The organism is Propionibacterium ruminifibrarum (assembly GCF_900289195.1).
In the GTDB taxonomy this organism is placed as follows: Bacteria; Actinomycetota; Actinomycetes; order Propionibacteriales; family Propionibacteriaceae; genus Propionibacterium; species Propionibacterium ruminifibrarum.
Genome location: NZ_OMOH01000006.1, coordinates 37,864 through 63,424 on the forward strand (window position 1 = coordinate 37,864; position 25,561 = coordinate 63,424).

General features: G+C 69.4%; 32 protein-coding genes. 6 read left to right on the forward strand and 26 right to left on the reverse strand.

All coding sequences use genetic code 11. From position 1 onward, the window contains the following. Nucleotides 1-217 precede the first annotated feature (217 nt). Nucleotides 218-1,504: a DUF5979 domain-containing protein gene (locus tag PROPJV5_RS08190; protein WP_147385406.1), complete on the reverse strand. Its 1,287-nt coding sequence runs from the start codon at nucleotides 1,502-1,504 to the stop codon at nucleotides 218-220. Between the two features lie 243 nt (nucleotides 1,505-1,747). On the opposite strand from PROPJV5_RS08190, the gene PROPJV5_RS08195 reads away from it, so the two are divergent. After that, on the forward strand, nucleotides 1,748-3,958 hold the full coding sequence (locus tag PROPJV5_RS08195) for a HelD family protein (RefSeq protein WP_239018438.1): 2,211 nt from the start codon (nucleotides 1,748-1,750) through the stop codon (nucleotides 3,956-3,958). A 54-nt stretch (nucleotides 3,959-4,012) separates the two neighbouring features. Here PROPJV5_RS08195 and PROPJV5_RS08200 read toward each other — a convergent pair whose 3' ends face one another. Next, nucleotides 4,013-4,951: a methylenetetrahydrofolate reductase gene (locus PROPJV5_RS08200; protein ID WP_239018439.1), complete on the reverse strand. Its 939-nt coding sequence runs from the start codon at nucleotides 4,949-4,951 to the stop codon at nucleotides 4,013-4,015. Between the two features lie 43 nt (nucleotides 4,952-4,994). Between PROPJV5_RS08200 and PROPJV5_RS08205 the strand changes: the two genes are divergently transcribed. After that, nucleotides 4,995-6,068: a polyprenyl synthetase family protein gene (locus tag PROPJV5_RS08205; RefSeq protein ID WP_119715877.1), complete on the forward strand. Its 1,074-nt coding sequence runs from the start codon at nucleotides 4,995-4,997 to the stop codon at nucleotides 6,066-6,068. A 243-nt stretch (nucleotides 6,069-6,311) separates the two neighbouring features. Next, a complete protein-coding gene (locus PROPJV5_RS08210) occupies nucleotides 6,312-8,498 on the forward strand; it encodes a Stk1 family PASTA domain-containing Ser/Thr kinase (protein ID WP_119715878.1) in 2,187 nt (728 codons plus the stop codon). A 73-nt stretch (nucleotides 8,499-8,571) separates the two neighbouring features. On the opposite strand, the gene PROPJV5_RS08215 is transcribed toward PROPJV5_RS08210, so the two are convergent. The 23 genes from PROPJV5_RS08215 to gltX all read right to left on the reverse strand — a co-directional run bounded on the left by PROPJV5_RS08215 (nucleotide 8,572) and on the right by gltX (nucleotide 21,456). Continuing rightward, on the reverse strand, nucleotides 8,572-9,627 hold the full coding sequence (locus PROPJV5_RS08215; RefSeq protein WP_182858647.1) for a protein kinase domain-containing protein: 1,056 nt from the start codon (nucleotides 9,625-9,627) through the stop codon (nucleotides 8,572-8,574). A gap of 143 nt (nucleotides 9,628-9,770) precedes the next feature. Continuing rightward, nucleotides 9,771-10,214, reverse strand: coding sequence for a 50S ribosomal protein L15 (gene rplO, locus PROPJV5_RS08220; RefSeq protein ID WP_119715880.1), 444 nt, complete (start codon nucleotides 10,212-10,214; stop codon nucleotides 9,771-9,773). Between the two features lie 2 nt (nucleotides 10,215-10,216). Further along, complete coding sequence (gene rpmD, locus PROPJV5_RS08225) at nucleotides 10,217-10,399, reverse strand: 50S ribosomal protein L30 (protein WP_119715881.1); 183 nt, start codon at nucleotides 10,397-10,399, stop codon at nucleotides 10,217-10,219. Beyond that, nucleotides 10,399-11,013, reverse strand: coding sequence for a 30S ribosomal protein S5 (gene rpsE / locus PROPJV5_RS08230; RefSeq protein ID WP_119715882.1), 615 nt, complete (start codon nucleotides 11,011-11,013; stop codon nucleotides 10,399-10,401). The genes rpmD and rpsE overlap by 1 nt, the downstream gene beginning before the upstream one ends. A gap of 20 nt (nucleotides 11,014-11,033) precedes the next feature. After that, the gene (rplR, locus tag PROPJV5_RS08235; protein WP_119716006.1) at nucleotides 11,034-11,417 is read right to left on the reverse strand and encodes a 50S ribosomal protein L18; all 384 of its coding nucleotides are present in this window, start codon (nucleotides 11,415-11,417) and stop codon (nucleotides 11,034-11,036) included. Nucleotides 11,418-11,419: 2 nt separating this feature from the next. Further along, entirely contained in the window at nucleotides 11,420-11,962 is a 543-nt protein-coding gene (gene rplF, locus PROPJV5_RS08240; protein WP_119715883.1) for a 50S ribosomal protein L6, read from the reverse strand. Between the two features lie 30 nt (nucleotides 11,963-11,992). After that, a complete protein-coding gene (gene rpsH / locus PROPJV5_RS08245; protein ID WP_119715884.1) occupies nucleotides 11,993-12,400 on the reverse strand; it encodes a 30S ribosomal protein S8 in 408 nt (135 codons plus the stop codon). 145 nt (nucleotides 12,401-12,545) lie between these two features. After that, nucleotides 12,546-12,731: a type Z 30S ribosomal protein S14 gene (locus tag PROPJV5_RS08250; RefSeq protein ID WP_119715885.1), complete on the reverse strand. Its 186-nt coding sequence runs from the start codon at nucleotides 12,729-12,731 to the stop codon at nucleotides 12,546-12,548. An 8-nt stretch (nucleotides 12,732-12,739) separates the two neighbouring features. Continuing rightward, nucleotides 12,740-13,402 carry a 50S ribosomal protein L5 gene (rplE, locus tag PROPJV5_RS08255; protein WP_119715886.1) on the reverse strand — a complete coding sequence of 221 codons (663 nt, stop codon included), beginning with the start codon at nucleotides 13,400-13,402 and terminating at the stop codon, nucleotides 12,740-12,742. Beyond that, nucleotides 13,402-13,776, reverse strand: coding sequence for a 50S ribosomal protein L24 (rplX, locus tag PROPJV5_RS08260; protein WP_119715887.1), 375 nt, complete (start codon nucleotides 13,774-13,776; stop codon nucleotides 13,402-13,404). Before rplX ends, rplE begins: the two co-directional genes overlap by 1 nt. A 1-nt stretch (nucleotide 13,777) precedes the next feature. Next, on the reverse strand, nucleotides 13,778-14,149 hold the full coding sequence (rplN, locus tag PROPJV5_RS08265) for a 50S ribosomal protein L14 (RefSeq protein ID WP_119715888.1): 372 nt from the start codon (nucleotides 14,147-14,149) through the stop codon (nucleotides 13,778-13,780). Between the two features lie 123 nt (nucleotides 14,150-14,272). Further along, the gene (gene rpsQ, locus PROPJV5_RS08270; RefSeq protein WP_119715889.1) at nucleotides 14,273-14,539 is read right to left on the reverse strand and encodes a 30S ribosomal protein S17; all 267 of its coding nucleotides are present in this window, start codon (nucleotides 14,537-14,539) and stop codon (nucleotides 14,273-14,275) included. After that, complete coding sequence (gene rpmC, locus PROPJV5_RS08275; protein ID WP_119715890.1) at nucleotides 14,536-14,784, reverse strand: 50S ribosomal protein L29; 249 nt, start codon at nucleotides 14,782-14,784, stop codon at nucleotides 14,536-14,538. The genes rpsQ and rpmC overlap by 4 nt, the downstream gene beginning before the upstream one ends. A 1-nt stretch (nucleotide 14,785) precedes the next feature. Continuing rightward, nucleotides 14,786-15,205 (reverse strand): 50S ribosomal protein L16, encoded by a 420-nt coding sequence (gene rplP, locus PROPJV5_RS08280; RefSeq protein WP_119715891.1) that lies wholly within the window; start codon nucleotides 15,203-15,205, stop codon nucleotides 14,786-14,788. Nucleotides 15,206-15,207: 2 nt separating this feature from the next. After that, complete coding sequence (gene rpsC / locus PROPJV5_RS08285) at nucleotides 15,208-16,023, reverse strand: 30S ribosomal protein S3 (protein WP_119715892.1); 816 nt, start codon at nucleotides 16,021-16,023, stop codon at nucleotides 15,208-15,210. 2 nt (nucleotides 16,024-16,025) lie between these two features. After that, the gene (rplV, locus tag PROPJV5_RS08290) at nucleotides 16,026-16,433 is read right to left on the reverse strand and encodes a 50S ribosomal protein L22 (protein ID WP_119715893.1); all 408 of its coding nucleotides are present in this window, start codon (nucleotides 16,431-16,433) and stop codon (nucleotides 16,026-16,028) included. A 26-nt stretch (nucleotides 16,434-16,459) separates the two neighbouring features. Further along, nucleotides 16,460-16,741 (reverse strand): 30S ribosomal protein S19, encoded by a 282-nt coding sequence (rpsS, locus tag PROPJV5_RS08295; RefSeq protein ID WP_119161014.1) that lies wholly within the window; start codon nucleotides 16,739-16,741, stop codon nucleotides 16,460-16,462. Between the two features lie 17 nt (nucleotides 16,742-16,758). Further along, complete coding sequence (rplB, locus tag PROPJV5_RS08300) at nucleotides 16,759-17,595, reverse strand: 50S ribosomal protein L2 (protein ID WP_119715894.1); 837 nt, start codon at nucleotides 17,593-17,595, stop codon at nucleotides 16,759-16,761. A 38-nt stretch (nucleotides 17,596-17,633) separates the two neighbouring features. After that, nucleotides 17,634-17,945: a 50S ribosomal protein L23 gene (gene rplW / locus PROPJV5_RS08305; RefSeq protein ID WP_119715895.1), complete on the reverse strand. Its 312-nt coding sequence runs from the start codon at nucleotides 17,943-17,945 to the stop codon at nucleotides 17,634-17,636. Beyond that, on the reverse strand, nucleotides 17,942-18,628 hold the full coding sequence (gene rplD / locus PROPJV5_RS08310) for a 50S ribosomal protein L4 (RefSeq protein ID WP_119715896.1): 687 nt from the start codon (nucleotides 18,626-18,628) through the stop codon (nucleotides 17,942-17,944). Before rplD ends, rplW begins: the two co-directional genes overlap by 4 nt. Continuing rightward, nucleotides 18,625-19,284, reverse strand: coding sequence for a 50S ribosomal protein L3 (rplC, locus tag PROPJV5_RS08315; RefSeq protein WP_119716007.1), 660 nt, complete (start codon nucleotides 19,282-19,284; stop codon nucleotides 18,625-18,627). Before rplC ends, rplD begins: the two co-directional genes overlap by 4 nt. A gap of 11 nt (nucleotides 19,285-19,295) precedes the next feature. After that, nucleotides 19,296-19,607 (reverse strand): 30S ribosomal protein S10, encoded by a 312-nt coding sequence (gene rpsJ, locus PROPJV5_RS08320; protein WP_119715897.1) that lies wholly within the window; start codon nucleotides 19,605-19,607, stop codon nucleotides 19,296-19,298. Between the two features lie 385 nt (nucleotides 19,608-19,992). After that, nucleotides 19,993-21,456: a glutamate--tRNA ligase gene (gltX, locus tag PROPJV5_RS08325; protein ID WP_119715898.1), complete on the reverse strand. Its 1,464-nt coding sequence runs from the start codon at nucleotides 21,454-21,456 to the stop codon at nucleotides 19,993-19,995. 48 nt (nucleotides 21,457-21,504) lie between these two features. Here gltX and PROPJV5_RS08330 point away from each other — a divergent pair, with 48 nt between their 5' ends. The 3 genes from PROPJV5_RS08330 to PROPJV5_RS08340 all read left to right on the forward strand — a co-directional run bounded on the left by PROPJV5_RS08330 (nucleotide 21,505) and on the right by PROPJV5_RS08340 (nucleotide 24,829). Beyond that, the gene (locus PROPJV5_RS08330; RefSeq protein WP_119715899.1) at nucleotides 21,505-21,933 is read left to right on the forward strand and encodes a LexA family protein; all 429 of its coding nucleotides are present in this window, start codon (nucleotides 21,505-21,507) and stop codon (nucleotides 21,931-21,933) included. After that, on the forward strand, nucleotides 21,909-23,204 hold the full coding sequence (locus PROPJV5_RS08335; protein WP_119715900.1) for a Y-family DNA polymerase: 1,296 nt from the start codon (nucleotides 21,909-21,911) through the stop codon (nucleotides 23,202-23,204). The genes PROPJV5_RS08330 and PROPJV5_RS08335 overlap by 25 nt, the downstream gene beginning before the upstream one ends. Before the next feature lie 152 nt (nucleotides 23,205-23,356). Then, entirely contained in the window at nucleotides 23,357-24,829 is a 1,473-nt protein-coding gene (locus PROPJV5_RS08340; RefSeq protein WP_119715901.1) for an amino acid permease, read from the forward strand. A 51-nt stretch (nucleotides 24,830-24,880) separates the two neighbouring features. On the opposite strand, the gene PROPJV5_RS08345 is transcribed toward PROPJV5_RS08340, so the two are convergent. Next, on the reverse strand, nucleotides 24,881-25,408 hold the full coding sequence (locus PROPJV5_RS08345) for a GNAT family N-acetyltransferase (protein ID WP_182858648.1): 528 nt from the start codon (nucleotides 25,406-25,408) through the stop codon (nucleotides 24,881-24,883). Nucleotides 25,409-25,561 lie beyond the last annotated feature (153 nt).

Genomic DNA, 25,561 nt, shown 5'->3' on the forward strand with positions numbered 1-25,561 from the left:
ATTCCGGAGTGGCCCGGAGCGGTGATCGGCCCAGGGTGATGGCGGGTGAGCCGGTCCGGGCACCGGGATCACTCGAGGCCTCGCGACCCTGGTGAGGCCCGGCCGTCCGCCACCACAGCGCACCGAGACGAGCCACGTGCAACGGCGCCGGGCCGCTGACGAAGCAGTCAGTGGCCCGGCGCCGAGGACGGAACGCGCAACCTCTTTCAGGGTGCCGTCACCGGCGGCGCCTGCGCAGCAGCGGCAGGGCGGCCAGCGCGCCGGCCGCAGCGACGGCCGTGAGCCCGGCGGCACCGGAACCGGTCCTGGGCAGACCGGACGGGCTCGTCGAGCTCCGCCTGGCCGACTCACTGGGTGAGGAACTCGTGACAGGCGCAGAGGATTCAGGGGTCTCCACCGGCGCCGAAGGAGTCTGGGTCGGGGCCGGCGCGGAGGGCTCCGGGGACTCGCCAGGGGTCGTCGGATCCGGCGCGGAGGGCTCCGGGGACGAAGGGCTCTCCTCCGGGGCCGACGGGGTCGGCTCCGGGACCGGCGTGTAGACGTTCTCGAACTCGACCGGGACGACCTGGTCACGCTCGGAGACGGTCACCGTCCGGTCCTGCGGAACGTCCAGCGTGTACCCGTCGATCTGCGCCGCATCCGCGTCCTCCGAGACCGTGCACTCGGTACCCAGCGGGAAGGACGCGCCGGCAACCACCGCCACACCATCACCCCTGGCCGTCAGCGAACCGGTCTGTCCGTCGGTGCAGTCATAGGTGAAGGTGAACTCCTTGTCACCGGCGGAGGCACCCGTCACCGACTTCGCCACCGAGAAACCGCCCTCATCACGGGTATAGGCATTGGTGAACGAGAGCCGCTGCGAGGTCTCATTCCGGATCTTCACCGTCTGGGTCTGTGGGACTTCCACCGAGTAGCCAGGCACCTGCGCAGAGGAGGGATCCTCAGCCACGGTGCACTCGGTACCATTCGGGAAGGTCGTGCCGGCCTCGACCGACGTGCCGTCGCCCGGGACGGTGAGGCTGCCCGACTGACCATCAGTGCAGGTGTAGGTGAAGACGTAGGGCCCCACAGACTGGTCCCCGATACCTTCAATCACCTTGCTTACCTCGAAAGTACCGTGCCGGCTGTAGACATTCCACACGGTGATCCTCGTGTCCCTTCCCCCAGTCACATCGAACTCGGCCCCGGCAATATCTTCCCAGATCACATCCTGGTTGCTCACAACCGTGGTCGACCCCAGGTCGGCGCCGGGCACCGAGGCGTCTCGCTGATACGCATCGCACTGCCCGATCGGCACATCGGTGATGGTGACACCACTGCCGACCTCAACCGTCAGCACACCGGACACGGTGGGCTCACCGGCAGTGTTCGAGCACTCGTAGTCGAAGGTGAAAGACTTGGGAGTCAACTCGCCCGCATTGCCGATTGCTGGGTCTACGAAGATGGTGAAGCTGCCGACATCATCGGCGTGCGCGGGGACAGTCGCGTTGAAGAGTGTGATCATCAGGGTGAGAATGAGGAACACGGCACCCAGCGGGCGCCGTCTTGAGTGACTGCGCAACATGAGGACGACCTTTCCCAGGAGCATCGCGGATCGGGGGGTGCGCAGACAATTGAAAGCAGAACCATGCTAGGCGGGGCACTCCCGGCAGTGTCAAATCACCCCGCGAGCAGTCGGCCCCGGCCACAGCAGCGGCTTTTCATCGTGGAGTAAACTTGGTCGGTCCCCGGCAGAGGAAGAATGCAGTTGAGCGAATCCGAACACCAGGATCTCACCGAGCCCCTGGCCTCTGAGCTGGCCGTCGAGCAGCAGCACGTCGACCGGGTCTACGAGGCCCTTCGCCGGGCGGAGGCGCAGGCCCGCAGCGTCGAGGCCGAGTCCCGCGCCCGCTTCACCTCGGACCGCGCCGACTGGCTGCGTGAGGAGAACAGCACGGCACTGTTCGAGCGCGACGCCTTCGCCTACCAGGCGGCCAGGCGCCTGGCGATTCTCGACGAGGAGCACGAGGGCCTGGTCTTCGGCCGCCTCGACCTGCGCGAGGACGACGAGAGCCGCTACATCGGCCGCATCGGGGTGCGCGACGCCGACTACGAGCCCCTCGTCATCGACTGGCGCGCTCCGGCGGCCTCAGCGTTCTACCGCGCGACCCCGACGAACCCGATGGGCGTGATCCGCCGCCGTGTCCTGCGGTGCCGCGACGACAAGGTCATCGGCATCGAGGACGACCTGCTCGACACCGAGGCGCAGTCCGATCTGGTGATCATCGGTGAGGGCGCGCTCATGGCGGCCCTGTCACGGGCCCGCGGCGCGCACATGCGCAGCATCGTGGCGACCATCCAGGCCGAGCAGGACGAGGCGATCCGCGCCCCCCACCAGGGTGTCACGATGATCGCCGGGGGCCCGGGCACCGGCAAGACCGTCGTCGCCCTGCACCGCGCCGCCTACCTGCTGTACACGCACCGCAAACGCCTGGAGCGCGGCGGTGTGCTCGTCGTCGGCCCCTCCGACGTCTTCATGCGCTACATCGAACGGGTCCTGCCCGGCCTGGGCGAGGACGCCGTGGCGCTGCGCAGCATCGGCCGGGTCGCGCAGGACGTGCTGGGCACGGGCACCGATCGCCAGGACGACGCCGAGACCGCGATCCTCAAGGGCTCGCTCGTCATGGCCAAGCTGATGCGCCGCATCTGCAACGAGCCCCTGGCCGCCGAGGCAGCGCGCAGCCTCAAGGTCAGCGTCAAGGGCGAGTTCCTCAGGGCCGATGCCCGCACCCTGTCGGGCATCCGTTCCCAGGTGCTCGGACAGCGCACGATGAACCAGGCCCGCCCCGCCGCCGAGAAGGCGTTGCTCGATGCCCTCTACGCGGGTCGTCCCGCCGAGATCGAGGACATGCCCCGCGAGGAGTTCGACGATCGTGTCACCGGGCAGGCCGCCTGGCGGATGTTCATGAACGCCTGGTGGCCGCTCGTCGGCCCCGAACAGACACTCGCCCGCCTCGCCGAGCCGTCGGTGCTCGCCAAGGTCGCGCGAGGCCTGCTCGACCCCGACGAGCAGGCCGTGCTGTCACAGTCCCTGGCCCACGCCCGCGGCTACCTGCCCGGCTCGGGCCAGCCCAGGCCGGCCTGGACGGTCTCCGACATCCCGCTGCTCGACGAGTTGCACGCCATCCTCGGGCCGGTGCCGCTCGCCGAGGACGCCGAGCCCGAGCTGTTCGTCGACTCCGACGTGCCCGAACTCGTGACGGTGGCCGATCTGCTCACCGACCGCCGTGAGGACGACGAACCCCTCGAGAACTACTCGCACATCCTCGTGGACGAGGCACAGGACATCACGCCGATGCAGTGGCGCATGATCAGGCGGCGCGGCCCGCAGGCCAGCTGGACGATCGTCGGCGACCCGGCGCAGAGCTCCTACCCGGACGCCGGCCAGAGCGAACGCGCCCTGCGCGACCTCATCGGGCGCGCGCCCCACCGCACCTTCCGTCTGGCGACGAACTACCGGTCCCCCGCCGAGGTCATGGACCTGGCCGGCGCCTACATCCGCCGTCTCATCGACGACGCCGACCTGCCGAACGCGGTGCGCAGCACCGGCGAGCACCCGCGGCTGCTCAGCTGCACACCGGACCGCGCCGCCGAGGAGATCCGCACCCAGGTGGCCGCCCTGGCCGCCCGGGTCGAGGGCACCGTCGGCGTCATCGTGCCGCCGTCGCGCTACGCCGAGATCGCCGAGCTCGACCTCGGGGACTCGGATGAACGCGTCTTCGTCGTGACGGCCCTCGAGGCGAAGGGCCTGGAGTACGACGCGGCGCTGGTCGTCGCGCCCGACGAGATCGTCGACCAGGCCCCGGGCGGCCCGCGGGTGCTCTACGTGGCGCTGACCCGCCCCACCCAGCTGCTCACCACGCTCGACATCACCCCCGGCGCCTTTCCCGGCTCCTGGCGCACCGGGCTCGATTCCTGAGCCCGGACACGCGGCCATGAGCCGCATGCCTCGGCCCGGATCCGGGTCAGTCCGCTACCGGCGCCCCTCCTCCAGCATGGCGAGGATCCGGCGCGTCGCCGCCGAGCGGTTCTGAGTGAAGAACTGGATGCCGGGTGCCCCATCGGCGAGGAGCTCGCGGGCCAGTTCGGCGCAGATCTGCGCGCCGGTGAGACGCACCTGCTCGGGGTCGTCCGCGACGGACTGCAGACGGGCCACCATCTCCTCGGGCAGTGGCGCCCCGGACAGCTCGGCGAACTTGTCCACCTGCCTGATGGTGGTGACCGGCATCATGCCCGCGATGACGGGCATCCGGCAGCCGGCGGCGCGCAGCCGCTCGACCAGCAGGCGGTAGTTGGCCGGGCGGAAGAACAGCTGTGTGATGGCGAACTCGGCGCCGGCTGCCTGCTTGTCGCACAGCACCCGCACGTCGTTCTCGGCGGTCGACCCCTGGTGCACGTCGGGGAAGGCGCCGACGCCGACGCAGAACTCGCCGCGGCTCTTGATGAGTTCCACCAGCTCCGTGGCGTTGGACAGCCCCTGCGGGTGCCGCTGCCAGGGCACGAGCGGGCCGCCCGGCATGTCGCCGCGAACCGCGAGAATGTGGCGCACACCCATTTCGCCGTAGCCGTCGATGACGGCCTTCAGCTCGTCGACGCTCTGGCCGGTGCAGGTCAGGTGACCCATGACGCGCAGCCGCGTGCTGGCGAGGATGTCACGGACGGCGTCCAGGGTGCGTTCACGGCTGGAGCCGTTCGCACCGTAGGTGACCGAGACGAAGTCGGGGTGCAACGGCTCGAGCTGCTCGATGGAGCGGTGCAGCACGGCCTGCCCCTCGTCGTCGCGGGGCGGGAAGAACTCGGCGCTGATGGTTGGGCGATCGGTTCGGGCGAGCAGCTGCGCGATGGTCTCGTCGGGACGGAAATCCAGACGATCCTGCGGCGTCACTGCATCGGGACGGTACTCGTGCTGCACGCCTCTCAGCCTACCGGTACCGGTTAGGCTGCTGGGCGTGTCCATGCCCATGTTCAATCCAGCAGACCCGGCCGGCCCGTCCTTCCGCGGCGCCATCGGTGAGCGTCTGAGCGGCTTCCTCGACGGCGCCTGCGCGCGCCTGGCACGGATCTCACCGGCACTCACCCCCCTGGGCGAACTGGCCCGCGTCTTCACCGCCGGCGGCAAGCGGCTGCGCCCGGCCTTCTGCTACTGGGGGCACGCGGCCGTTGCCGGTCAGCCGACCGACCCGTCCCCGCTCGTCGCCGCCGCCGCGAGCCTCGACATGATGCACGTCGCGATCCTCATGCACGACGACGTCATCGACGACTCCAGCACCCGGCGGGGTCTGGCGGCCGTTCACCGCCAGATCGAGGCGATGCACGCCGAGCAGGCGGGCAGTGGGGACCCGGCTGCCTTCGGACGCGCCGGGGCGATCCTGCTCGGTGACCTGCTCGCGGCCTGGTCCGATGAGCTGATCTGGGAATCGGGGTTCCCCCCCGCCATGCTGACCACCGCGCACCCCGTGCTGGACGACATGCGCACCGAGGTCAACGCAGGCCAGTTCCTCGACATGGCCGCGGAGGCCGGCCTGACCACCGGGACGGATCCGATCGCCGTCGCCGAACGCGTCGTCGAGTTCAAGACGGCCAAGTACACGGTCACCCGTCCCCTGCAGTACGGCGCGGCCCTGGCCGGAGCCGACCAGGCGACGCTCGACGCCCTCGCCGAACTCGGCTCCCCCCTGGGACGCGCCTTCCAGCTGCGCGACGACCTGCTGGGCGTCTTCGGCGACGAGTCGCTCACGGGCAAACCCGCCGGTGACGACCTGCGGGAGGGCAAGCGCACAGTACTCATCGCCGAGGCGCAGACGGCGGCGCCGCAGATCCTCGGCCTTCTCGGGCGTCCTCTCGACGAGGCCGAACTGTCCCGGGCCCGGGCGCTGCTCGTCGACTGCGGGGCCCGGGCCCGGGTCGAGGCGCGTATCGCCGCCGATGGTGCGCTGGCCCGGGCCGCACTGGACCGGCTCGCGATCACCGACGAGGGACGCACCGCCCTGGCAGCCCTCATCGAGGCGTGTCTCGTGCGCGACTTCTGACCCGGCGTCCCGACCCGTGCCGGGCGTTGGCCCCGCCGTCTGCACCGGGGATCATCCCGGTGCATCCCCCGCCGGACCTGGACGCACCCACCCGGCGAATCATCTTTCTCAGGTGTTTCGTTGGGCCTGGCCCGCCCCGACGTCTTACACTGGCTCACAGGCTTACACGGCCTTCCTTCCCCGACCGTGTTTGGAGCAGACACCGTGACCAGAAATGGCACTGCTGACCCCTTGGTGGGTCATGTGCTGGATGACCGCTACGAGATCCTGCAGAAGCTGGCTCGTGGCGGCATGGCCACCGTCTACCGTGCCCAGGATCTGCGGCTCGGCCGCATCGTCGCGGTCAAGGTGATGCACGATGACCTCGACGAGGCGCAGGGAACCGACTTCGCCCGCAAGTTCGACCGCGAGGCGCGGGCCGCGGCAGCGCTGACCGATTCACACGTCGTCGGTGTCTTCGACCAGGGGATCGACGACGGCCGCCCCTACATCGTCATGGAGTTCATCGAGGGCTGCACGCTGCGCAACCTCATCACGCGCGAGGCGCCGTTCGACCCCGAACGCGCGCTCGGCCTCATCGAACCCATCGCGGCCGCCCTGGCGGCCGCCCACGAATCCGGTCTGGTGCACCGCGACGTCAAACCCGAGAACGTCCTCATCGGCAGCAAGGGCCAGATCAAGGTCGCCGACTTCGGGCTGGCCCGCGCCGCCAGCGCGAAGACGATCACCGTGGCCAAGGGCAACGTCATCGGCACGGTCAGCTACCTGCCGCCCGAGATCGTCGCGCAGACGCACGCGGACGCCCGCTCCGACATCTACTCGACCGGGATCGTGCTCTACGAGCTGCTGACCGGTGAGAAGCCCTACACGGGCGAGAACCTGCAGGTCGCCTATGCGCACGTCAACAAGTCGGTTCCCGCACCGTCGCAGACGCTGCGCCGCAACGGCCACGCCCCCGTACCCGATTACGTGGACGCACTGGTCATCGCGTGCACACGCCGCGATCCCGATCGCCGCCCGGCCGACGGGCACGACCTGCTCACCAAGGTGCGCCGCGCCCGCGCCGCCGTGGCGGCGGGTGTCACCAAGGACGACTCGTTGTCCATGGTCATGTACCCCGCCGGGTGGCGCGAAGGACGCACCTGGTCGGGGGCGAACGTCCGCGTCGGCAGTGTGCACATCGACACCGAACCGATCCGGCTCTCGTCGAGGGCCCGGGGCCGGGAACGCGCCGTGTCCTCGGCCGCCCCCCGCACGACCCGCGTCCGGTCCGCCGCCGGCCAGACTGTGACGAGCCTGTCGGCCGCCGGGGCGAATCCCCGGCAGGGACGTCACCGCCACGACGAGCCGGCGCGCCCGCCCTCGGACGGCTGGCACCCGGTCGACTCGCCCTCGCGCCCGGCCGCGCCGGTCAGCCCGGTCGATTACCGCGATCACCTGTCCCAGACCGGCTCGCATCCGCTGCCGCGGCATCAGCGCAGCCCGCTCCCGCGCAGCCAGCGCACGCCGTTGTTCCCGGAGATCGCCAACGACCCGGTGCACCGCCGCCGTCGCGGCGTCGTCGCGACCCTGCTCGTCCTGGTCCTGGCCACCGTCATCGGCGTGAGTTCCTGGTGGGTCACCTCCGGGCGCTTCATCGAGACACCGGACATGGTCGGCATGAGCCAGGACTCCGCGATCAGCGCCGCCCAGCAGGCCGGGCTGACGGTCAGCTTCGAGCAGGCCTACAGCGACGACGTCGAGGCCGGCCTGGTCATCTCGACCGATCCGACGGCGGGCACGAGGATCGAGCGCAAGTCGCAGATCGACGCCGTCATCTCGGCCGGGCCGCAGACCTACACGATGCCGAACGTGGCGGGTCTGACCCAGGAGGCCGCTGTGCAGGCCCTCCTCGACGCCCACCTGGCCGTCGGAACCGTGACGCAGGAGTACTCCGACACCGTTGAGGCCGGCTCAGTCATCTCGGCCGGCGCGGAGGCGGGCACCCAGGTCGTCCACGACACGGCCGTCGACCTCGTCGTCTCGATGGGCCCCTCGCCGATCCAGGTGACCGACTACACCGGCAAACCGGCCGATGAGGCCAAGAGCGCCCTGGAGAAGGCCGGTTTCACGGTCACCACCGAGGAGCAGTCCTCCTCGACGGTCGAGGTCGGTCATGTCATCTCGCAGGACCCCGCCGGCGGTCAGCTGCAGGCCGGCAGCGAGATCCACCTGGTGGTCTCCAGCGGCGCCGAGGAGGTCTCGGTGCCCGACGTCCGCGCCCGCACCATCGACGACGCCCGGTCGATCCTCGAGGCCGCCGGGTTCACCGTCGAGGAGAAGTACGTCGACGAGAACGCCTCTGTGCGCCTGAACCGGGTGCAGAAGACCGATCCGGTGCGCAACACGAAGCTCGCGAAGGGCTCAACCGTGACGATCTACATCATCTGACCGGGTGCCGCCGTGGGGCTGGAGGCACCCCGGATCGATCCCGACCGGGCCGGCCGGTGCCCCGGAACCGGCCTCAGCCGAGCAGCCACATCACGAGGAGCAGCGCGGCGGCCAGGGCGCAGAGCAGGACGCCGGTCAGGGCCCAGCGCCCGGGCGTGCCGCGCACCGCGGGCCGTTCCCCCGCCGTCGCAGCGGGCCGGGCGGGATCCGCGGCCTCAGGGGTTCTCACGACGTGAACGAGGTGTTCGCTGACCCGTGCCGGGAGAGGCCCGTTCGTCCCCCATTCCGGGGGCAGGTCCGGTGTGGCGTCCTCGACGATGAAGGGCTCGGCGAAGCGGGCCCGCTGGCCGCTCGCGGGCTCCTGCGCGGTCGGCGCGGCGCGGACGGCTGTCAGCTCCGTGCGGGCGGCGGACGCGCTGGCGGTGCGGGCAGGGGCCGTGGCCAGCAGGTGCCCGAGGAAATCACCGACAGGGGTGCCCCGGTACTGCGCGGGCACCTCTGCCCCGCCACGGGCCACCGCGCCGGCCGAGGGCCGGCGGCCGGTGAGCATCTGCACCAGGAGGGCGCCCACCGAGTAGAGGTCCTGGACGGGATCCGGCGCGGCCCCGGAGAAGGCCTCGAAGGACATGTACCCCGGTGTCCCCACGGCGGCGCCGAGCCCCCGGGTGTCCCGCGTGCCGTCAGCGGTTTCGGCAACACCGCCGAGCCCGCCGAGGATCACGCGGGGACGCCGCCCGGCGCACAGCAGCACGACGTGGTCGGCGATGCCGCGATGCACGAGCCCCGCGCCGTGCAGCACGGTCAGGGCGGCCAGCAGCTGGTCGGTGATCTCGAGTGCGTTGTCGACGTCGATGGGTTCGTGGGCGGCCAGCCGGTCGCCGAGCACCTGGCCGCCCACCAGGGGGCTGAGGACGAGCGCCGGTCCCCCGGCCGCGCCGCCCACGACGACGGGTACCGCCAGGTGGGCCGCGGTAGTGGGGATTCGGGCGAGCAGCCCGCTCAGGGGTCCCGGGGCGTCGTCGACGAACTCGCAGGCCAGGTAGACCTTCTGCTCGTCGTCCCACACCCTCCAACGATTCCCCGCGAGGGCATCGACACGTTCGTAGCGTCCGCCGAAGACATCACCCATGGTGCGCAAGCATGCCATCAAAGACCCGGCGGCGCACGGTGACCTGCCGGCATGACCCGCCCGAGGGCGGGCACAGGGCGCCGGCGGACAGCAGAGGAGGGCGGCCCCGTGGGGCCGCCCTCCTCTGCCATTGTCGCGTCGGCTCAGCGCTCGGTGACGCTGCCGCCGGCCTTCTCGATCTTCTCCCTGGCGGAGGCGCTGAACTTGTCGGCGGTGACGTCGAGCTTGACGCTCAGCTCGCCGTCGCCCAGCACCTTGACCGGCCTACCGGCACGAACCAGTCCCGCGTCGACGAGGTCGTCGACGCCGACGGCGCCGCCCGCCGGGAAGTGCTCGGCGATCCGCGCCACGTTCACCGGCTGGTACTCGACCCTGAAGGGATTCTGGAAGCCGCGCAGCTTCGGCATCCGCATGTGCATCGGCATCTGGCCGCCCTCGAAGCTCTCGGGCACGTTCTTGCGTGCGCCGGTGCCCTTGGTGCCGCGGCCGGCGGTCTTGCCGCCCTTGCCAGCCTCGCCACGGCCGACGCGCTTCCTGGTGTGCTTCGCGCCGGGCGCCGGGCGCAGGTGATGAACCTTGATCGGCATGCTCACTTCACCTCTTCCACGGTGACCAGGTGACGCGCAGCGCGGATCATGCCGCGGATCTCCGGGCGATCGGGCTGCGTGACGGTGTCACCAATTCGCTTCAGACCGAGGGACCTGACGCTCGCGCGGACGGCGGGCTTCTGGGCCACGGTCGACTTGATCTGGGTGATCTTCAGGTCTGCCATCAGGCCGACACCTCCGATTCCTTGCGGGCACGCAGCAGGGCGGCGGGGGCGACGTCCTCGACGGACTTGCCACGGCGCTTGGCGACCTGCTCGGGCTCCTCGAGCATCTGAAGGGCCTCAACGGTGGCATGCACCACGTTGATGGCGTTGGGCGAGCCGAGCGACTTGGCCAGCACGTCCTGGACGCCCGCGCACTCGAGGACGGCGCGGACCGATCCGCCGGCGATCACGCCGGTACCGGGCGAGGCCGGACGCAGCATGACGACACCGGCCGCCTTCTCCCCCTGCACGGGGTGCGGGATGGTGCGCTGGACCAGCGGCACCTTGAAGAAGTGCTTCTTGGCCTCCTCGACGCCCTTGGCGATCGCCGCGGGCACCTCCTTGGCCTTGCCGTAGCCGACGCCGACCGTGCCCTCACCGTCACCCACGACGACGAGCGCGGTGAAGCTGAAACGGCGGCCGCCCTGGACCACCTTGGACACGCGGTTGATGGCGACGACGCGCTCCAGGTACTCGTCCTTGCGCTCGCTCTGCTTGTCGCGGCTCCGACGGTCGTCACGGCCGCGACGGTCACCGCCCTGGCGGCCGGTGGCGCCGCGCTGGGATGTATTCATCGCTTTTCCTAATCCTTCCGTCAGAGACTCAGCCCCGCCTTGCGGGCGCCGTCGGCGACCGCTGCGACACGGCCGTGGTACTGGTTGCCCGCACGGTCGAAGACGACCTGCTCGATACCGGCGTCCTTGGCGCGCTGGCCGACGAGCTCACCGACCCGGGCGGCCTTGGCCGTCTTGTCCCCGTCGAGCGCTCGCACGTCCTGCTCCATGGTGGAGGCGGACACGAGGGTGACACCGGCGACGTCGTCGATGACCTGCGCCACCATGTGGCGGGCGCTGCGCGTGACGACGAGGCGGGGACGCTCGGGGTAGCCGAAGATCTTCTTGCGGCCGCGCTTCTGGCGGCGCAGCTGGGAGGACCTGCGGGCGGCGAGATGCTTCTGATGCTTGATGTTGACCGCCATGATCACTTACCAGCCTTCCCGACCTTGCGGCGGATGTGCTCACCGGCGTATCGCACGCCCTTGCCCTTGTAGGGCTCGGGCTTGCGGATCTTGCGAATGTTCGCAGCGACCTCGCCGACGACCTGCTTGTCGATGCCGTGCACCTTGAAACTCGTCTGCGTGATGACCTCGAAGGTGATGCCCTCGGGGGCGTCGACGACGACCGGATGCGAGAAACCCAGCGCGAACTCGAGCTGGGTCGGGCTCTTCGCGACGACCCGGTAGCCGACGCCGACGATCTCGAGGTGCTTCTCGTAGCCATCGGTGACGCCGATGACCATGTTGTTGACCAGTGTCCGGCTGAGGCCGTGCAGCGACTTGCTGACGCGCTCGTCGTCGGGACGTTCGACGACCAGCTGGCCCTCGTCGTTCCTGGACACGGTGATGGGTTCCGGGATGGTCCGCGAGAGTTCGCCCTTCGGCCCCTTCACGGTCACGTCCTGCCCGGCCAGAGTCACCTCAACACCGGACGGAACGGTGATGGGGAGCCTGCCAATTCGTGACATTCCTGTTCTCCTTACCTGTTCTCGTTCGGTTCACCAGACATAGGCGAGCACTTCGCCGCCCACTGATTTCTCATGGGCCTGCCTGTCGGTCATCAGGCCCTGCGAGGTCGAGATGATCGCGATGCCCATGCCGCCCAGGACCTTGGGCAGCTGGTTCGACTTCGCGTAGACGCGCAGGCCGGGTTTGCTGATGCGGCGCAGGCCCGCGATGGAGCGTTTGCGGTCATCGCCGTACTTGAGCTTGAGGGTGAGCGTCTTGCCCACCTCACCGGCCTGGGGCTCGGCGACCGCGAAGTCCAGGATGTAACCCTCCTGCTTCAGGATCGAGGCGATGCCCACCTTGATCTTGGAGCTGGGCATGCTCGCCTCGTCGTGGTACGCCTGGTTGGCGTTGCGCAGACGGGTGAGCATGTCTGCGATCGGGTCGGTCATAGTCATGGCTTGTCAGCCTCTTTCTCACAACGGTTTCCGGGTCGGGCCCGGACCTGTTGTGGTCGAGTGTGGAGCCCGCCTGCCTCGGCGCAGTGCCGAGCGGCGGCCGGCGGCTCGCGCCGCCACTGGGTCGTTGGGTGAGCCCTGGGACTCACCAGGACGACTTGGTCACGCCCGGCAGGTCGCCCGAGTGGGCGAGCTCGCGCAGGCAGATGCGGCACAGGCCGAACTTGCGGTAGACGGCCTTCGGCCGGCCACAGCGCTGGCAGCGGGTGTAGGCGCGCACGGCGAACTTGGGCTTGCGGGCCTGCTTGGCTTTCAGAGCGGTCTTAGCCATGAGCTGTCTCACTTCCTCCTGCGGCCACGCTGCGGACCGCTGCTCTTCTTCTTGACCTTCGGGTCGTCAACGGCCTTGAACGGGAAGCCGAGGGCCCTGAGCAGGGCCTTGCCCTCCTCGTTGGTCCTGGCGGTCGTCACGAAGGTGATGTCCATGCCACGGACGCGGTCGATCTTGTCCTGGTCGATCTCGTGGAACATGACCTGCTCGGTCAGGCCGAAGGTGTAGTTGCCGTTGCCGTCGAACTGGTTGCTGTTCAGGCCGCGGAAGTCGCGGATCCTGGGCAGCGCGAGCGTCAGCAGGCGATCGGCGAACTCCCACATGCGGTCGCCGCGGAGCGTGACATAGGCACCGATGGCCTGGCCCTCGCGCAGGTGGAACTGGGCGATCGACTTGCGGGCCTTGACGACCATGGGCTTCTGGCCCGTGATGGCCGTGAGGTCCTTGATCGCCCCGTCGAGCACCTTGGAGTCGTGCGCCGCCTCGCCGACACCCATGTTCACGACGATCTTGGACAGACCGGGGATGAGCATCGGGTTGGTGTAGCCGAACTCGTCCTGGAGCTTCGCGCGGATCTCGTCGCGGTAGCGGGCCTTCAGACGCGGTGTCTGGGGCGCGGTGGCAACGGCCACGTCGGCGACCTTGAGAGCGTTGTCCTTGGTGCGGGCCATCAGATCTCCTCCCCCGTCTTGCGGGCGACGCGGACACCACGGGTGCCCTCGTACTCAGAGCCGTCGGGGCGGCGCTTGGTCACGGTCACGCGCTTGGACCCGACGCGCGTCACGACGTCCTTGCCGCCGTCCTTGACGAGCAGCTGGACGTTGGAGGCGTGGATCGGGGCCTCCCGCGAGATGATCCCGCCCTTGACCTGACGGCCCGTGTTGGGATCGGCGGTGTCGCCCTGGTGGCGTTTGACGATGTTGACGCCCTGGACCGTCACGCGGTTGTCCTCGGGGAAGACGGCGAGGATCTCACCGACCGCGCCCTTGTCCTTGCCGGCGATGACCTTGACACGGTCACCCTTCTTCAGCTTCATCTTCGCCATGTCAGATCACCTCGGGAGCCAGCGAGACGATGCGCATGAAGCGCTTGTCACGCAGTTCGCGGGCCACCGGCCCGAAGATACGGGTACCGCGGGGCTCACCCGTGTTACCGCCGAGAACGACGGCCGCGTTCTCGTCGAACTTGATGTAGGAGCCATCGGGACGACGGTGCGGCTTGACGGTGCGCACGACGACGGCCTTGACGACCTCGCCCTTCTTCACATTGCCACCGGGAATGGCGTCCTTGACGGTGCACACGATGGTGTCACCGAGCCCGGCGTAGCGACGCTTCGAGCCGCCGAGGACACGGATGCACAAGAGCTCCTTGGCACCAGTGTTGTCGGCGACCTTCAGTCGCGTCTCCTGCTGGATCATTTCTTCTCCTCTGCCCGACCGGTTCCCCGGGTCTCCCCGAGGCCTGGCCGGACTCGTAGTTGTCCTCTGGGTTCTGCCAGAGGGAGCAGCGGCGTCACCGGCACGATGACCGCCGGGTCTCGGTTACTTGGCCTTCTCGATGATGGTGACGAGACGCCAGCGCTTGGTGGCCGACAGCGGGCGCGTCTCCATGATGCGCACGCGGTCCCCGATCCCGGCCTCATTGTTCTCGTCGTGGGCCTTGAAACGGACGGTCTTGGTCATGACCTTGCCGTACAGGGGGTGCTTCACGCGGTCCTCCACGGCGACGACCACCGTCTTGTCCATCTTGTCGGAAACAACCAGGCCCTCACGGACCTTGCGGGTGTTGCGCTCGACCGACTCGCTCATTCCGCGACCTCCCCTTCACGATCAGGATCCTCGATGATGCCGAGGTTGCGTTCCTGCAGCACCGTGTAGATGCGGGCGATGTCCTTGCGGACCTCGCGCAGACGTGCGGTGTTCTCAAGCTGGCCGGTGGCTGCCTGGAAGCGCAGGGCGAACAGCTCCTCCTTCAGCTCGACGACCTTGGCGTTGAGGTCGACGCGGGACAGCCCGCGCAGCTCGGCGGCGGTGTTGCTCCGGTTCTTCGCCATGTCAGTTCTCACCTGCTTCGCGCTTGATGATGCGTGCCTTGAAGGGCAGCTTGTGGATGGCCAGCCGGAGGGCCTCGGAGGCGACTTCCTCCGACACGCCGGACAGCTCGAAGAGCACCCGGCCCGGTTTGACGTTGACGACCCAGAACTCGGGGGTACCCTTGCCCGAACCCATGCGGGACTCGGCGGGGTGCTTGGTCAGCGGACGGTCCGGGTAGACGTTGATCCAGACCTTGCCGCCTCGCCTGATGTAACGGGTCATGGCGATACGCGCGGCCTCGATCTGGCGGTTCGTCATGTAGGCCGGTTCGAGGGCCTGGATGCCGAACTCGCCGAAGGCCAACTGCGTGCCGCCCTTGGCCATGCCACGGCGCTTCGGGTGGTGCTGCTTGCGGTACTTGACGCGCTTGGGAATCAACATGGTCAGGCTCCTGCGTTCTGGGTTTCGGGTGCCTCGGCCGGGGCAGCGGCGGCACTGCTGCGCGGGGCCTGCTCGCGTGCGGCATCGGCGCGGCGACGACCGGAACGCTCACCGCGGCCCGGGCGGCGGCTGCTGCGCTGACGCCCAGGAGCGGCCTGGCGGGCCGCCTTCTGGGCCGCACGCTCGGCGCGGGTGCCGGTGACGTCGCCCTTGTAGATCCACACCTTGACGCCGATGCGCCCGTACGTCGTCCTGGCCTCGTAGAAGCCGTAGTCGATGTCGGCGCGCAGGGTGTGCAGCGGCACGCGGCCCTCCCGGTAGCCCTCCGAGCGGCTCATCTCGGCGCCGCCGAGACGGCCGGAGCACTTGATGCGGATGCCCTGGGCGCCCATTCGGATGGCGGTCTGCTGGGCCTTGCGCATCGCGCGGCGGAAGGCCACGCGGGCGCCGAGCTGCTCGGCGATGCCCTGGGCGACGAGCTGGGCGTCGGTCTCGGGGTTCTTGACCTCGAGGATGTTCAGCTGGATCTGCTTGCCCGTGAGTTTCTCGAGCTCGCCGCGCACACGCTCCGCCTCGGCGCCGTTGCGCCCGATGACGATGCCCGGGCGTGCGGCGTAGAGGAAGATCGTCAGGCGGTCCGACCGGCGCTCGATCTCCACGGACGAGACGCCGGCGCGCTCGAGGTTCTTCCTGATCCAGGTGCGAACCTTGTCGTCCTCGCCCACGAGCTCGGCGTACTGCTTCTCGGCGTACCAACGCGACTTGTGGTCGGTCGTCACACCCAGGCGGAAGCCGTTCGGGTTGATCTTCTGTCCCATGCTCAGGCCTCCTTCTTGTCGCCCGAGTGGGGCTCGACGACCGCGGTGATATGGCTGGCACGCTTGAGGATCCGGCTGGCGGAACCCTTCGCGCGGGCGCGGATGCGGCGCATGGTGACACCCTCATCCACGAAAATCTGGCTCACGTAGAGATCGTCGGCGCGAAGCCCCTCGGCCGACTCGGCATTGGCGACCGCGCTCTCGATCACCTTGCGGACCGGCTCGGCCGCGGCCTGCGGGGCGAAGCGGAGAGTGGCGATGGCCCGGTTGACGTCCATCCCGCGCACCGTGTCGACGACGCGGCGCACCTTGCGGGGGCTCATCCGGACGTGACGCGCAATGGCGTACGAGCCAGGGCGATCCCCGAGCAGGGCAAGACGACGGCTGGGCCGTTCGTTGTTATTGCTCATCGAATTCATTCCTTCTGGTCCGCGCCTCAGCGCCGGCGGGCCTTCTTGTCGTCCTTCACATGGCCGCGGAAAGTACGCGTCGGGGCGAACTCACCGAGCTTGTGTCCGATCATCGACTCGGTGATGAACACCGGGACGTGCTTGCGTCCGTCGTGCACGGCGATGGTGTGGCCGAGCATGTCCGGGGTGACCATGGAGCGGCGCGACCAGGTCTTGATGACGTTCTTGGTGCCGTTCTCGTTCTGCAGGTCGATCTTCTTCTGCAGGTGCTCGTCGACGAACGGACCCTTCTTCAAGCTGCGAGGCATTGTCTACTGCTCCTGAATCAGCGCTTCTTGCCGGACTTGCGGCGACGGACGATCAGCTTGCTGCTGGCCTTGTTCTTGTTGCGGGTGCGGCCCTCGGGCTTGCCCCACGGGCTCACCGGGTGGCGGCCACCGGAGGTGCGGCCCTCACCACCACCGTGCGGGTGGTCGATCGGGTTCATCACGACACCGCGAACGGTCGGGCGGATGCCGCGCCAGCGGTTGCGGCCGGCCTTGCCCCAGTTGATGTTGGAGTACTCGGCGTTGCCGACCGAGCCGACCGTGGCCCGGCAGCGGACGTCGACCATGCGCATCTCGCCCGAGGGCATGCGCAAGGTGGCGTACTTGCCCTCGCGGGCGACCAGCTGGATCACGGCGCCCGCGCTGCGGCCGAGCTTGGCGCCGCCGCCGGGACGCAGCTCCACGGCGTGCACCTGGGTGCCGACCGGGATGTTGCGCAGCGGCAGGTTGTTGCCGGGCTTGATGTCGGCGTCGGGTCCGGAGACCACGGTCATGCCCTGGGCCAGGTTCAGCGGGGCGATGATGTAACGCTTCTCGCCGTCGGCGTAGTGCAGCAGCGCGATGCGAGCGGTGCGGTTGGGGTCGTACTCGATGTGAGCGACCTTGGCGGGCACGCCGTCCTTGTCATACCGCTTGAAGTCGACCAGCCGGTAGGCCTGCTTGTGCCCGCCGCCGATGTGCCGGGTGGTGATGCGACCGGAGTTGTTGCGACCACCGGTCTTCGGCTTCGGGGCCACCAGGGACTTCTCCGGCCGCGAGCGGGTCAGTTCACTGAAGTCGGACGCGCTGGCGCCACGACGGCCCGGCGTGGTCGGCTTGTACTTACGAATAGCCATGAGGTTTCTTCGTTCCTTGTCTACGCGTCAGCTCCCGGTCACTCGGCCGGAGCGTTCCCGAAAATGTCGATGTGGTCGTCGGCCGCCAGGGTCACGATCGCTCGCTTGCTGCTGGCGGTCCGGCCGATGCCGTAGCGCGTGCGACGACGCTTGCCGGCCCGGTTCTGGGTGTTGACCGACTTGACCTTGACACCGAAGATGGCCTCGATGGCCTCACGGATCTCGATCTTGTTGGCCTTGGGGCTGACCTCGAAGGTGTAGGTGTTCTGGTCGATCAGCCCGTAGGTCTTCTCGCTCACCACCGGGGCGAGGATGACGTCGTGCGGATCGTGGATCTTGAAGTCGCTCACTTGGCGTCCTCCTCATCCTCGGCCACGGCGCCGGCGGCGGCCCTGGCGGACGTGTTCTTTGCGATGAAGGCCTGAAGAGCCGACTCGGTGAACACCACGGCGTCGGCGACGAGCACGTCATAGGCGTTCAGCTGGTCCCAGCTGATGACGTGCACGCCGACGAGGTTGCGCAGTGAGAGCCAGTTGGTCTCGTCGGTGCGCTCGAGCACGGCCAGAACGCGGCCGTGGTCGCCGAGTGAGGCGAGGAGGGCGGCGGCGCTCTTGGTGCTGGGACGCTCGCCGGAGACGAACGAGTCCACCACGTACAGGAGGCCCTCGCGGGCGCGGTCGGAGAGGGCGCCGCGCAGGGCGGCGGCGATCATCTTCTTGGGCGTGCGCTGCGCGTAGGAGCGCGGCACCGGACCGTGGACGATACCGCCCCCGGTCCACTGGGGGGCGCGGGTCGAACCCTGACGGGCGCGACCGGTGCCCTTCTGGCGCCACGGCTTGCGGCCGCCGCCGGAGACCTCGGCGCGGGTCTTCGTCGAGTGGGTGCCCTGGCGGGCCGCGGCGAGCTGGGCGGTGACGACCTGGTGCATCAGCGCGATGTTGGCCTGGACGTCGAAGAGCTCACCGGGAAGCTCGGCGGAACCGGTCTTCGTACCGCTGGCGTCGAGGACGTCGACTGTGCTGTTCTCGTTCACTTGGCATCACCCTTCTTGGCGGCGCTGCGCACGACGACGAGACCACCCTTGTTGCCGGGGACGGCGCCGCGCACGAGGATCAGCCCCTTGTCGGCGTCGACCGCGACGACGGGGAGGTTCTGGATGGTCTTGCGCTCGTTGCCCATGCGGCCGGCCATGCGCAGACCCTTGAACACGTGACCAGGGGTGGAGCAGGCGCCGATGCCGCCGGGCGAGCGGTGCTTGCGGTGGACGCCGTGGCTGGCACGCAGACCGGCGAAGCCGTGACGCTTGACGACACCGGCGGTGCCCTTGCCCTTGGTCACGCCGACGACGTCGACGATCTCGTCGGCGGCGAAGACGTCCGCGCCGAGTTCCTGACCCAGCGTGTACTCGGCGGCATCGCTGGTGCGGATCTCCGCGAGATAGCGGCGAGGGGTCACGCCGGCTGCGGCGAACTGGCCGGCGGCGGGCTTGTTGACCGACTTGGCCTTGACAGCGCCGTAGCCGAGCTGAACGGCCGAGTAGCCGTCCTTGTCAGGCGTGCGGACCTGCGTGACGACGCAGGGGCCGGCCTGGATGACGGTCACCGGCACGAGCCGGTTGTTCTCGTCCCACAACTGGGTCATGCCGAGCTTGGTGCCCAGCACGCCCTTCACTTTGCGATCGATGGTCATGTTCTGCGGCCTCACGGAAGCTTGATTTCGATGTCAACGCCGGCGGGAAGATCGAGACGCATGAGCGAGTCGACGGTCTTCGGAGTCGGGTCGAGGATGTCGATGAGCCGCTTGTGGGTGCGCATCTCGAAATGCTCGCGGCTGTCCTTGTACTTGTGGGGCGAACGAATGACGCACCACACGTTCTTCTCGGTCGGCAACGGCACTGGGCCGGCGACCTGGGCACCCGTCCGGGTGACGGTGTCGACGATCTTGCGCGCCGACGAGTCGATGACCTCGTGGTCATAGGCACGGAGCCTGATGCGGATCTTCTGTCCCGCCACGGTTGTTCCTCTTCTCGTCCCTGCTGAGCCGGTGCACCCGGCCTGGCCTGGTTGTGACCAGGGCGAATCCACCTCGAAAACTCTCCGTTTTCACCGCTATTCGCCCTTGTCAATGTCATGTCGCCTGGCACCCGAGGTCGGGCGTGTCGGCCAGCATTTTTTGAGCGCACGCCATGCGTGCGCTCGATCGGCTGCCCGGACAGGGCCTCGCCGAGGCCCGTACCGCTGCCTGGGTTCCCCGCAGCGCGGCGCCTCGGAACGACGTCCGACGCAGTCCCACCGCAGGGAGCAACTTGTCCATGTTCCCATGAATCGATGGCCCAGGCAAATCACTGGTGCAGATTTCTTGCCGGCCGGCCCGCGCGCGGCGGGGCCGGGGCCGAGTTCACAGGCGCCTGCGCAGACCTTCGATGCGGGCCAGGGTGGATTCCCGGCCGAGGATCTGGCAGGTCTCGAACAGCGGCGGGCTGACCTTGCGACCACTGGTGGCCACCCGCAGCGGCGCGAAACCGGCGCGGGCCTTGAGGCCCATGGCGTCGACGAGCCGGGCACGCAGGGCGGCCTGGATCGTGTCCGCGTCGAAGGGCTCGACCGCGCCGAGGACCTCGGCCGTGGCGTCGAGGATCTCGGCGGCGTCGTCCTTGAGCTGGGCGCGCGCGGTGTCCTCGACACGGATCGAGTCGTCGGGAACCGTCAGGAAGGCGATCTGGTCCCAGGCGTCCGACAGCTTGACCAGGCGCGGTTTGATCATGCCTGCCGCCGCCCGGACGATGCCCGCCCAGGCCGGATCGGGGTCCGGACCCCACTGCTCGTTCTCACTGATGTACTCCACCAGACGATCACCCAGCTCGTCGTCCGAGAGCTCCCGGATGTAGTGACCGTTGAGCCAGTCGAGCTTCTTGGTGTCGAAGATCGGGCCGACGGTGTTGACCTTGCCCCAGTCGAAGCCCTCGACGAACTGCTCGAAGGTGCTGATCTCCTCGTCGCCGCCCGCCGGCGGGTAGGCCAGCAGCTGGAGGAAGTTGCGCAGGGCCTCGGGCAGGTAGCCCTGCTCCTTGAACCACATGAGGCGCGCGGCCGGGTTCTTCCGCTTGGAGATCTTGGAGTGATCGGCGTTGCGCAGCAGCGGCATGTGCGCGAACTGGGGCGGTTCCCAGCCGAGCCAGCGGTAGAGCAGGATGTGCTTGGGGGTCGAACTGATCCACTCCTCCCCCCGCACGACCGTCGTGATGTCCATCTCGTGGTCGTCGACGACGACGGCCAGGTGATAGGTGGGGAACCCGTCGGTCTTCATGATGATCTGGTCGTCGGGGAACGGCGCCTTGACATCGCCCCGGATCACGTCGTGGAAGACGGTCGGTGCGTCATCGGGGATGAGCATGCGCACGGTGGGGGTCTCGGTGAAGCCGGGCAGTTCGGCGCGCTCCTGCTTCGTCATCCGGTAGCACAGCCGGTCGTAGCGCGTGTCCTCCTTCCGGGCGGCCTTCTCCTCACGCATCCGGGCCAGCCGCTCGGGGGAGCACCAGCAGTGGTACGCATGGCCCTCCGCGATGAGCCTGTCGACGATCGGCTGGTAGCGGTCCAGCCGCTCGGACTGCTTGTACGGGGCGTAGGGCCCCCCGAGGACCGGCGACTCGTCGGGGCTCAGGCCCAGCCAGTCGAGGGTGTCGATGATCTGCTGCTCGGAGCCGGCGACCAGGCGGGCGCGGTCGGTGTCCTCGATGCGCAGCACGAACCGGCCGCCGGTCTTCACCGCCCACGCCTTGTCGAAGAGGGCCATGTACGCGGTGCCGACGTGCGGATCACCGGTGGGGGAAGGAGCAACACGAGTGCGAGCAGGAGTCGTCATAGTGGCGCCAAGTCTAGTGGCTGTCACCCGCGGCCTATTATCGAACTCATGTACGAAGTACGAGTGCTGTGTCAGGTGGCGCAGCTGACACCCGCGGCACCGGTCCCCCTGGCCGTCGAGACCGTGCCGGCGGGTTTCCCCTCGCCCGCGCAGGACTACTGGGAGCGCGACATCGACCTCAATGAGCACTTGATCCGCAACCGGCCCGCCACATTCGTCGTCCGGGTCGCCGGGGACTCGATGGAGGGGGCGGGGATCTTCGACGGGGACGAACTGATCGTGGACCGTTCCCTCCAGGCCGGTGAGGGGGACGTGGTGATCGCCGTCATCGAGGACGAGCTGACCGTCAAACGCCTCCACCTGACCCCTGACGGCCCTCAGCTTCAGCCGGCCAACGACGCCTACCCGGTGCTGAGACCCCGCGAGCTGAGGATCTGGGGGGTGGTGACGACATGCCTGCATCATCTGCACCGCTGACCCGGTATGCGCTGGTGGACGTCGACGCGTGCTACTGCGCGTGCGAGAGGATCTTCCACCCCGAACTGGAGGGCGTCCCGGTGGTGGTACTGTCCAACAACGACGGCTGCGTGATATCCCGCAGCAGCGAGGCCACGGCCCTCGGGGTGGAGATGGGCGCCCCGTGGCTCCGGATCAGGAACTGGGCCGCCCGCCGGGGCGTGGTCGCCCGGTCGTCGAACTACGAGCTGTACGGGTCGATCTCCAGGCGGCTCATGGATCTCCTCCACGACGTGTCCCCCGCCGTCGAGGCGTACTCGATCGACGAGGCCTTCATCCGCGTGCAGGCCACCGACCCGGACGGCCTGGCCGCCCTCGGCCACCGGATACGCGCCACGGTGCGGCGGGACCTGGGGATACCGGTGTCCGTGGGGATCGGCCCGACGAAGACCCTCGCGAAGCTCGCCTCCCATGGCGCGAAGCACTCCCGGGCCCTCTGCGGGGTCGCCGTGTGGGACCAGTGCACCGAGTCCGCCCGGGCACGGATCCTCCAGGCGACACCGGCCGCCGGCGTGTGGGGGGTGGGGCGTCGCACGGCCCGGCGGCTGGCCGCGCGAGGCATCGACACGGCCGGGCAGCTGCACGGGCAGGACCCCGGCGCCCTCCGGCAGCAGTTCGGCGTGAACCTGGCCCGCACGGTCCTGGAGCTGCGCGGGACACCGTGCATCGAGACCGCGGACCATGACGCCGACCGGAGCGGCCGGCTGGTGTTCTCCCGGTCGTTCTCCACCCCCGTCACCACGGCGGACCAGATGCACCAGGTGCTGAGCCTGTACGCGCAGCAGCTCACCTCCCGGCTGCGCCGCCAGGGCTCCGTGGCGGGAGCGGTGTGGGCCTTCGCCGCCACGAGCCCGTGCCGGGAACCCTTCCACCAGGTGTCGGCCGCGGCCGAGCTGCCCGAGCGCACCGACGATCCCCTGGCGGTACTGCGGAGCGTGTCCGGGCTGCTGGAGCCGCGGATGGCCGAGGGGGCGCGATACGTGCGGGCGGGGATCTGCCTGTCCGAGCTGGCCCCCGCAGGCCGCCAGGAGCCCCTGCCCGTGTTCGCCGCGGATCCCCGCGGGCGGCGCATCGGCGCCGTGATCGACGAGGTCAACACCCGGGTCGGCCACGGCGCGGTCGGGCTCGGGCTGGCCGGGCTGGCCTGCCCGCCCGACTGGCAGATGCGCCGCGGGATGCTCTCCAACCGGGGTACCACCTGCTGGGCGGAGCTGACGACCGTCCGGGCCTGAGCGGGCGGGGCGCGCAGGCGCGCCACTGACATCCACGGCCCGGACCCATGCCGGGCACCGTTGGACGTGGGCTGCCGCGAGTAGGGTGGGGCCGTTTCTGGCGGGAGCCGCGGTTCGCCGGCCCGCCCCGGTCTCGACTCGCAGGACTGATCATGACCACACGCACCACCCGGACGGGTCCGGCCACGGACTCCGCGTCCGCCGAGGGGCTGCGTCGTTCGCTACGCGGCCGGCACCTGACGATGATCTCCATCGGGGGCGCGATCGGCACCGGCCTGTTCGTCGCCTCGGGCAGCACGATCTCCCAGGCCGGGCCGGGCGGCGCGCTGGTGGCCTACGCGGCGATCGGCGTGATGGTCTGGCTCATCATGCAGTCGCTCGGCGAGATGGCGGCATGTCTTCCGGTGGCCGGCTCATTCGGCGAGTACGGGACGCGTTTCGTCTCGCCGTCCTTCGGGTTCGCCATCGGCTGGAACTACTGGTTCAACTGGGCGGTCACGGTGGCGGCCGAGCTGGTGGCGGCCGCCCTGGTGATGAAGTTCTGGCTGCCCGACGTGCCCTCGATCGTGTGGTCCGGCCTGTTCCTGCTCATCCTGTTCGGCATCAACGCGCTGTCCACCCGCGCCTACGGTGAGAGCGAGTTCTGGTTCGCGACCATCAAGGTGGCCGCCGTGGTCGTCTTCCTCGTCCTGGGCGTGGCCATGATCGCCGGAATCCTGGGGGATTCCCCGGGCGCCGCCAACTGGACGCGGGGCGAGGCCCCCTTCGTCGGCGGCGGCAAGGGGATCCTGCTGGTCCTGCTGGTGGCCGGCTACTCCTTCCAGGGCACCGAGCTCATCGGTACCGCGGCCGGTGAGGCCGCGCACCCGGAGCGGACGATCCCGCGGGCCATCCGCACGATCTTCTGGCGCATCCTGCTGTTCTACGTCGGGGCGATCATCGTCATCGGTTTCCTCATCCCCTACACCGACCCGAACCTGCTCAACACCTCGGAGGAGAACGTCTCGATCAGCCCGTTCACGCTCGTCTTCCAGCGCGTGGGCGTCCTGGGGGCGGCCAGCCTCATGAACGCCGTCATCCTCACCTCGGTGCTCTCGGCCGGCACCTCGGGCCTGTATTCCTCCACGCGCATGCTCTTCGCGCTGGCCGAGCGGGGCCACGCGCCGCGTTTCCTCAAGCGGCTGAGCCGCCACCAGGTGCCGCTCAACGCCCTGCTGGCGACCACGCTCGTCGGCCTGACCGGCTTCCTGACCTCGCTGATCGGCGACGGGCGTGCCTACGAACTGCTGCTGACGGTCTCGGCCCTGGCCGGCTTCATCACCTGGGCGGGGATCTCGTGGTGCCACTGGAAGTTCCGCGCGGCCCTGAAGGCGCAGAACCACGACCTGGGCGAGTTGCCCTACCGGGCCCGGTTCTTCCCGGCCGGCACCATCGCCGCCCTGCTGGCCTGCGTGGCGATCATCGCGGGTCAGGCCTACGAACCCGTCGTCTCGGGGGCGTCCCTGTCGGACATCCTCATGTCCTACGTGGGCATACCGTTCTTCTTCGCCCTGTGGTGGGGCCACAAGCTGGTGACCCGGGCCCCGAGGGTCGACCCGGCGACGGCCGACCTCGGGCTGGACTGATGCCCGGCCGGGTCTCGGCGCTGCCGGCTCGTCCGGGGAGCGGCAGAGGGGTCACGGCCGGGGCCGTTCCGCGGCCCGGCCGACGTGCCGCAGCCTCAGCTGGGGGCCGGGTGAACGCACCGGGGTGAAGCCGCAGCGTTCCAGGACGGCGATCGAGGGGGCGTTGTCGGGATCCACGTCGGCGAGCACCGTCGCGCACCCGTTGGCGTGCGCCCAGTCCAGCAGGGCGGTCAGCGCCTCGCTCATGTAGCCCCGGTGCTGGGCGCTCGCCGCGAGGCCGTAGCCGATCTCGGCCGCCCCCCGCAGATCCGGCGGGGCGTGGAAGCCGATGTCGCCGACGACCAGCCCGTCGCGCCGACGCACGATCATGTACATGCCGTAGCCGGGCACCCAGTTGTCGAACTCGATGGCGGCCCTGGCCAGGCGGGCCGCGCTGCTCGTGTCGGCGTGCGGATAACCGGGGGCGCACGGCAGGGGGCACACCCCCTCGGCGAGCGCCTGGGCCTGGGCCGGGTCGACGCCGACCAGGTCCAGTCGTCGTGTGCGCAGCACGATCGGCTGCCAGGGCTGGGCGGTCATGACCCCATCCTGACCCATCCCGGCCGGTGGCCGGGGCCCGGCTGCCAAGCCGTCGGCGGAATCGACCGCTCGCGGGGCGCATCGGACGTGCAACCGGCTTGCCGCCCACCCCCGGCAGGAGCGGCAACTCCATAAAATGAGTGGGCCGGGCCG

Bases quoted from the DNA above. Each gene is read 5' to 3' on its own strand.
- rplE (WP_119715886.1), bottom strand. From the start codon at position 13,402: ATGGCCCGCACCAAGGACAACGCTCTCAAGGTCGCCGACGTGGCCGTT.
- rplB (WP_119715894.1), bottom strand. From the start codon at position 17,595: ATGGCTATTCGTAAGTACAAGCCGACCACGCCGGGCCGTCGTGGCGCC.
- rplN (WP_119715888.1), bottom strand. From the start codon at position 14,149: ATGATCCAGCAGGAGACGCGACTGAAGGTCGCCGACAACACTGGTGCC.
- rplV (WP_119715893.1), bottom strand. From the start codon at position 16,433: ATGAGCAATAACAACGAACGGCCCAGCCGTCGTCTTGCCCTGCTCGGG.
- PROPJV5_RS08330 (WP_119715899.1), top strand. From the start codon at position 21,505: ATGTACGAAGTACGAGTGCTGTGTCAGGTGGCGCAGCTGACACCCGCG.
- PROPJV5_RS08250 (WP_119715885.1), bottom strand. From the start codon at position 12,731: ATGGCTAAGACCGCTCTGAAAGCCAAGCAGGCCCGCAAGCCCAAGTTC.
- PROPJV5_RS08190 (WP_147385406.1), bottom strand. From the start codon at position 1,504: ATGATCACACTCTTCAACGCGACTGTCCCCGCGCACGCCGATGATGTC.
- rplR (WP_119716006.1), bottom strand. From the start codon at position 11,417: ATGGCGGTCAACATCAAGCATCAGAAGCATCTCGCCGCCCGCAGGTCC.
- rplF (WP_119715883.1), bottom strand. From the start codon at position 11,962: ATGTCACGAATTGGCAGGCTCCCCATCACCGTTCCGTCCGGTGTTGAG.
- rpsS (WP_119161014.1), bottom strand. From the start codon at position 16,741: ATGCCTCGCAGCTTGAAGAAGGGTCCGTTCGTCGACGAGCACCTGCAG.
- PROPJV5_RS08215 (WP_182858647.1), bottom strand. From the start codon at position 9,627: ATGGGTGATGTCTTCGGCGGACGCTACGAACGTGTCGATGCCCTCGCG.
- rpsC (WP_119715892.1), bottom strand. From the start codon at position 16,023: ATGGGACAGAAGATCAACCCGAACGGCTTCCGCCTGGGTGTGACGACC.
- PROPJV5_RS08205 (WP_119715877.1), top strand. From the start codon at position 4,995: ATGCCCATGTTCAATCCAGCAGACCCGGCCGGCCCGTCCTTCCGCGGC.
- rplC (WP_119716007.1), bottom strand. From the start codon at position 19,284: ATGACCATCGATCGCAAAGTGAAGGGCGTGCTGGGCACCAAGCTCGGC.
- PROPJV5_RS08345 (WP_182858648.1), bottom strand. From the start codon at position 25,408: ATGACCGCCCAGCCCTGGCAGCCGATCGTGCTGCGCACACGACGACTG.
- rpmC (WP_119715890.1), bottom strand. From the start codon at position 14,784: ATGGCGAAGAACCGGAGCAACACCGCCGCCGAGCTGCGCGGGCTGTCC.
- rplX (WP_119715887.1), bottom strand. From the start codon at position 13,776: ATGGCGAAGATGAAGCTGAAGAAGGGTGACCGTGTCAAGGTCATCGCC.
- rplP (WP_119715891.1), bottom strand. From the start codon at position 15,205: ATGTTGATTCCCAAGCGCGTCAAGTACCGCAAGCAGCACCACCCGAAG.
- PROPJV5_RS08340 (WP_119715901.1), top strand. From the start codon at position 23,357: ATGACCACACGCACCACCCGGACGGGTCCGGCCACGGACTCCGCGTCC.
- rplO (WP_119715880.1), bottom strand. From the start codon at position 10,214: ATGCCGATCAAGGTTCATCACCTGCGCCCGGCGCCCGGCGCGAAGCAC.
- rpsE (WP_119715882.1), bottom strand. From the start codon at position 11,013: ATGAATACATCCCAGCGCGGCGCCACCGGCCGCCAGGGCGGTGACCGT.
- rpmD (WP_119715881.1), bottom strand. From the start codon at position 10,399: ATGGCAGACCTGAAGATCACCCAGATCAAGTCGACCGTGGCCCAGAAG.
- rpsQ (WP_119715889.1), bottom strand. From the start codon at position 14,539: ATGAGCGAGTCGGTCGAGCGCAACACCCGCAAGGTCCGTGAGGGCCTG.
- gltX (WP_119715898.1), bottom strand. From the start codon at position 21,456: ATGACGACTCCTGCTCGCACTCGTGTTGCTCCTTCCCCCACCGGTGAT.
- rpsH (WP_119715884.1), bottom strand. From the start codon at position 12,400: ATGACTATGACCGACCCGATCGCAGACATGCTCACCCGTCTGCGCAAC.
- PROPJV5_RS08335 (WP_119715900.1), top strand. From the start codon at position 21,909: ATGCCTGCATCATCTGCACCGCTGACCCGGTATGCGCTGGTGGACGTC.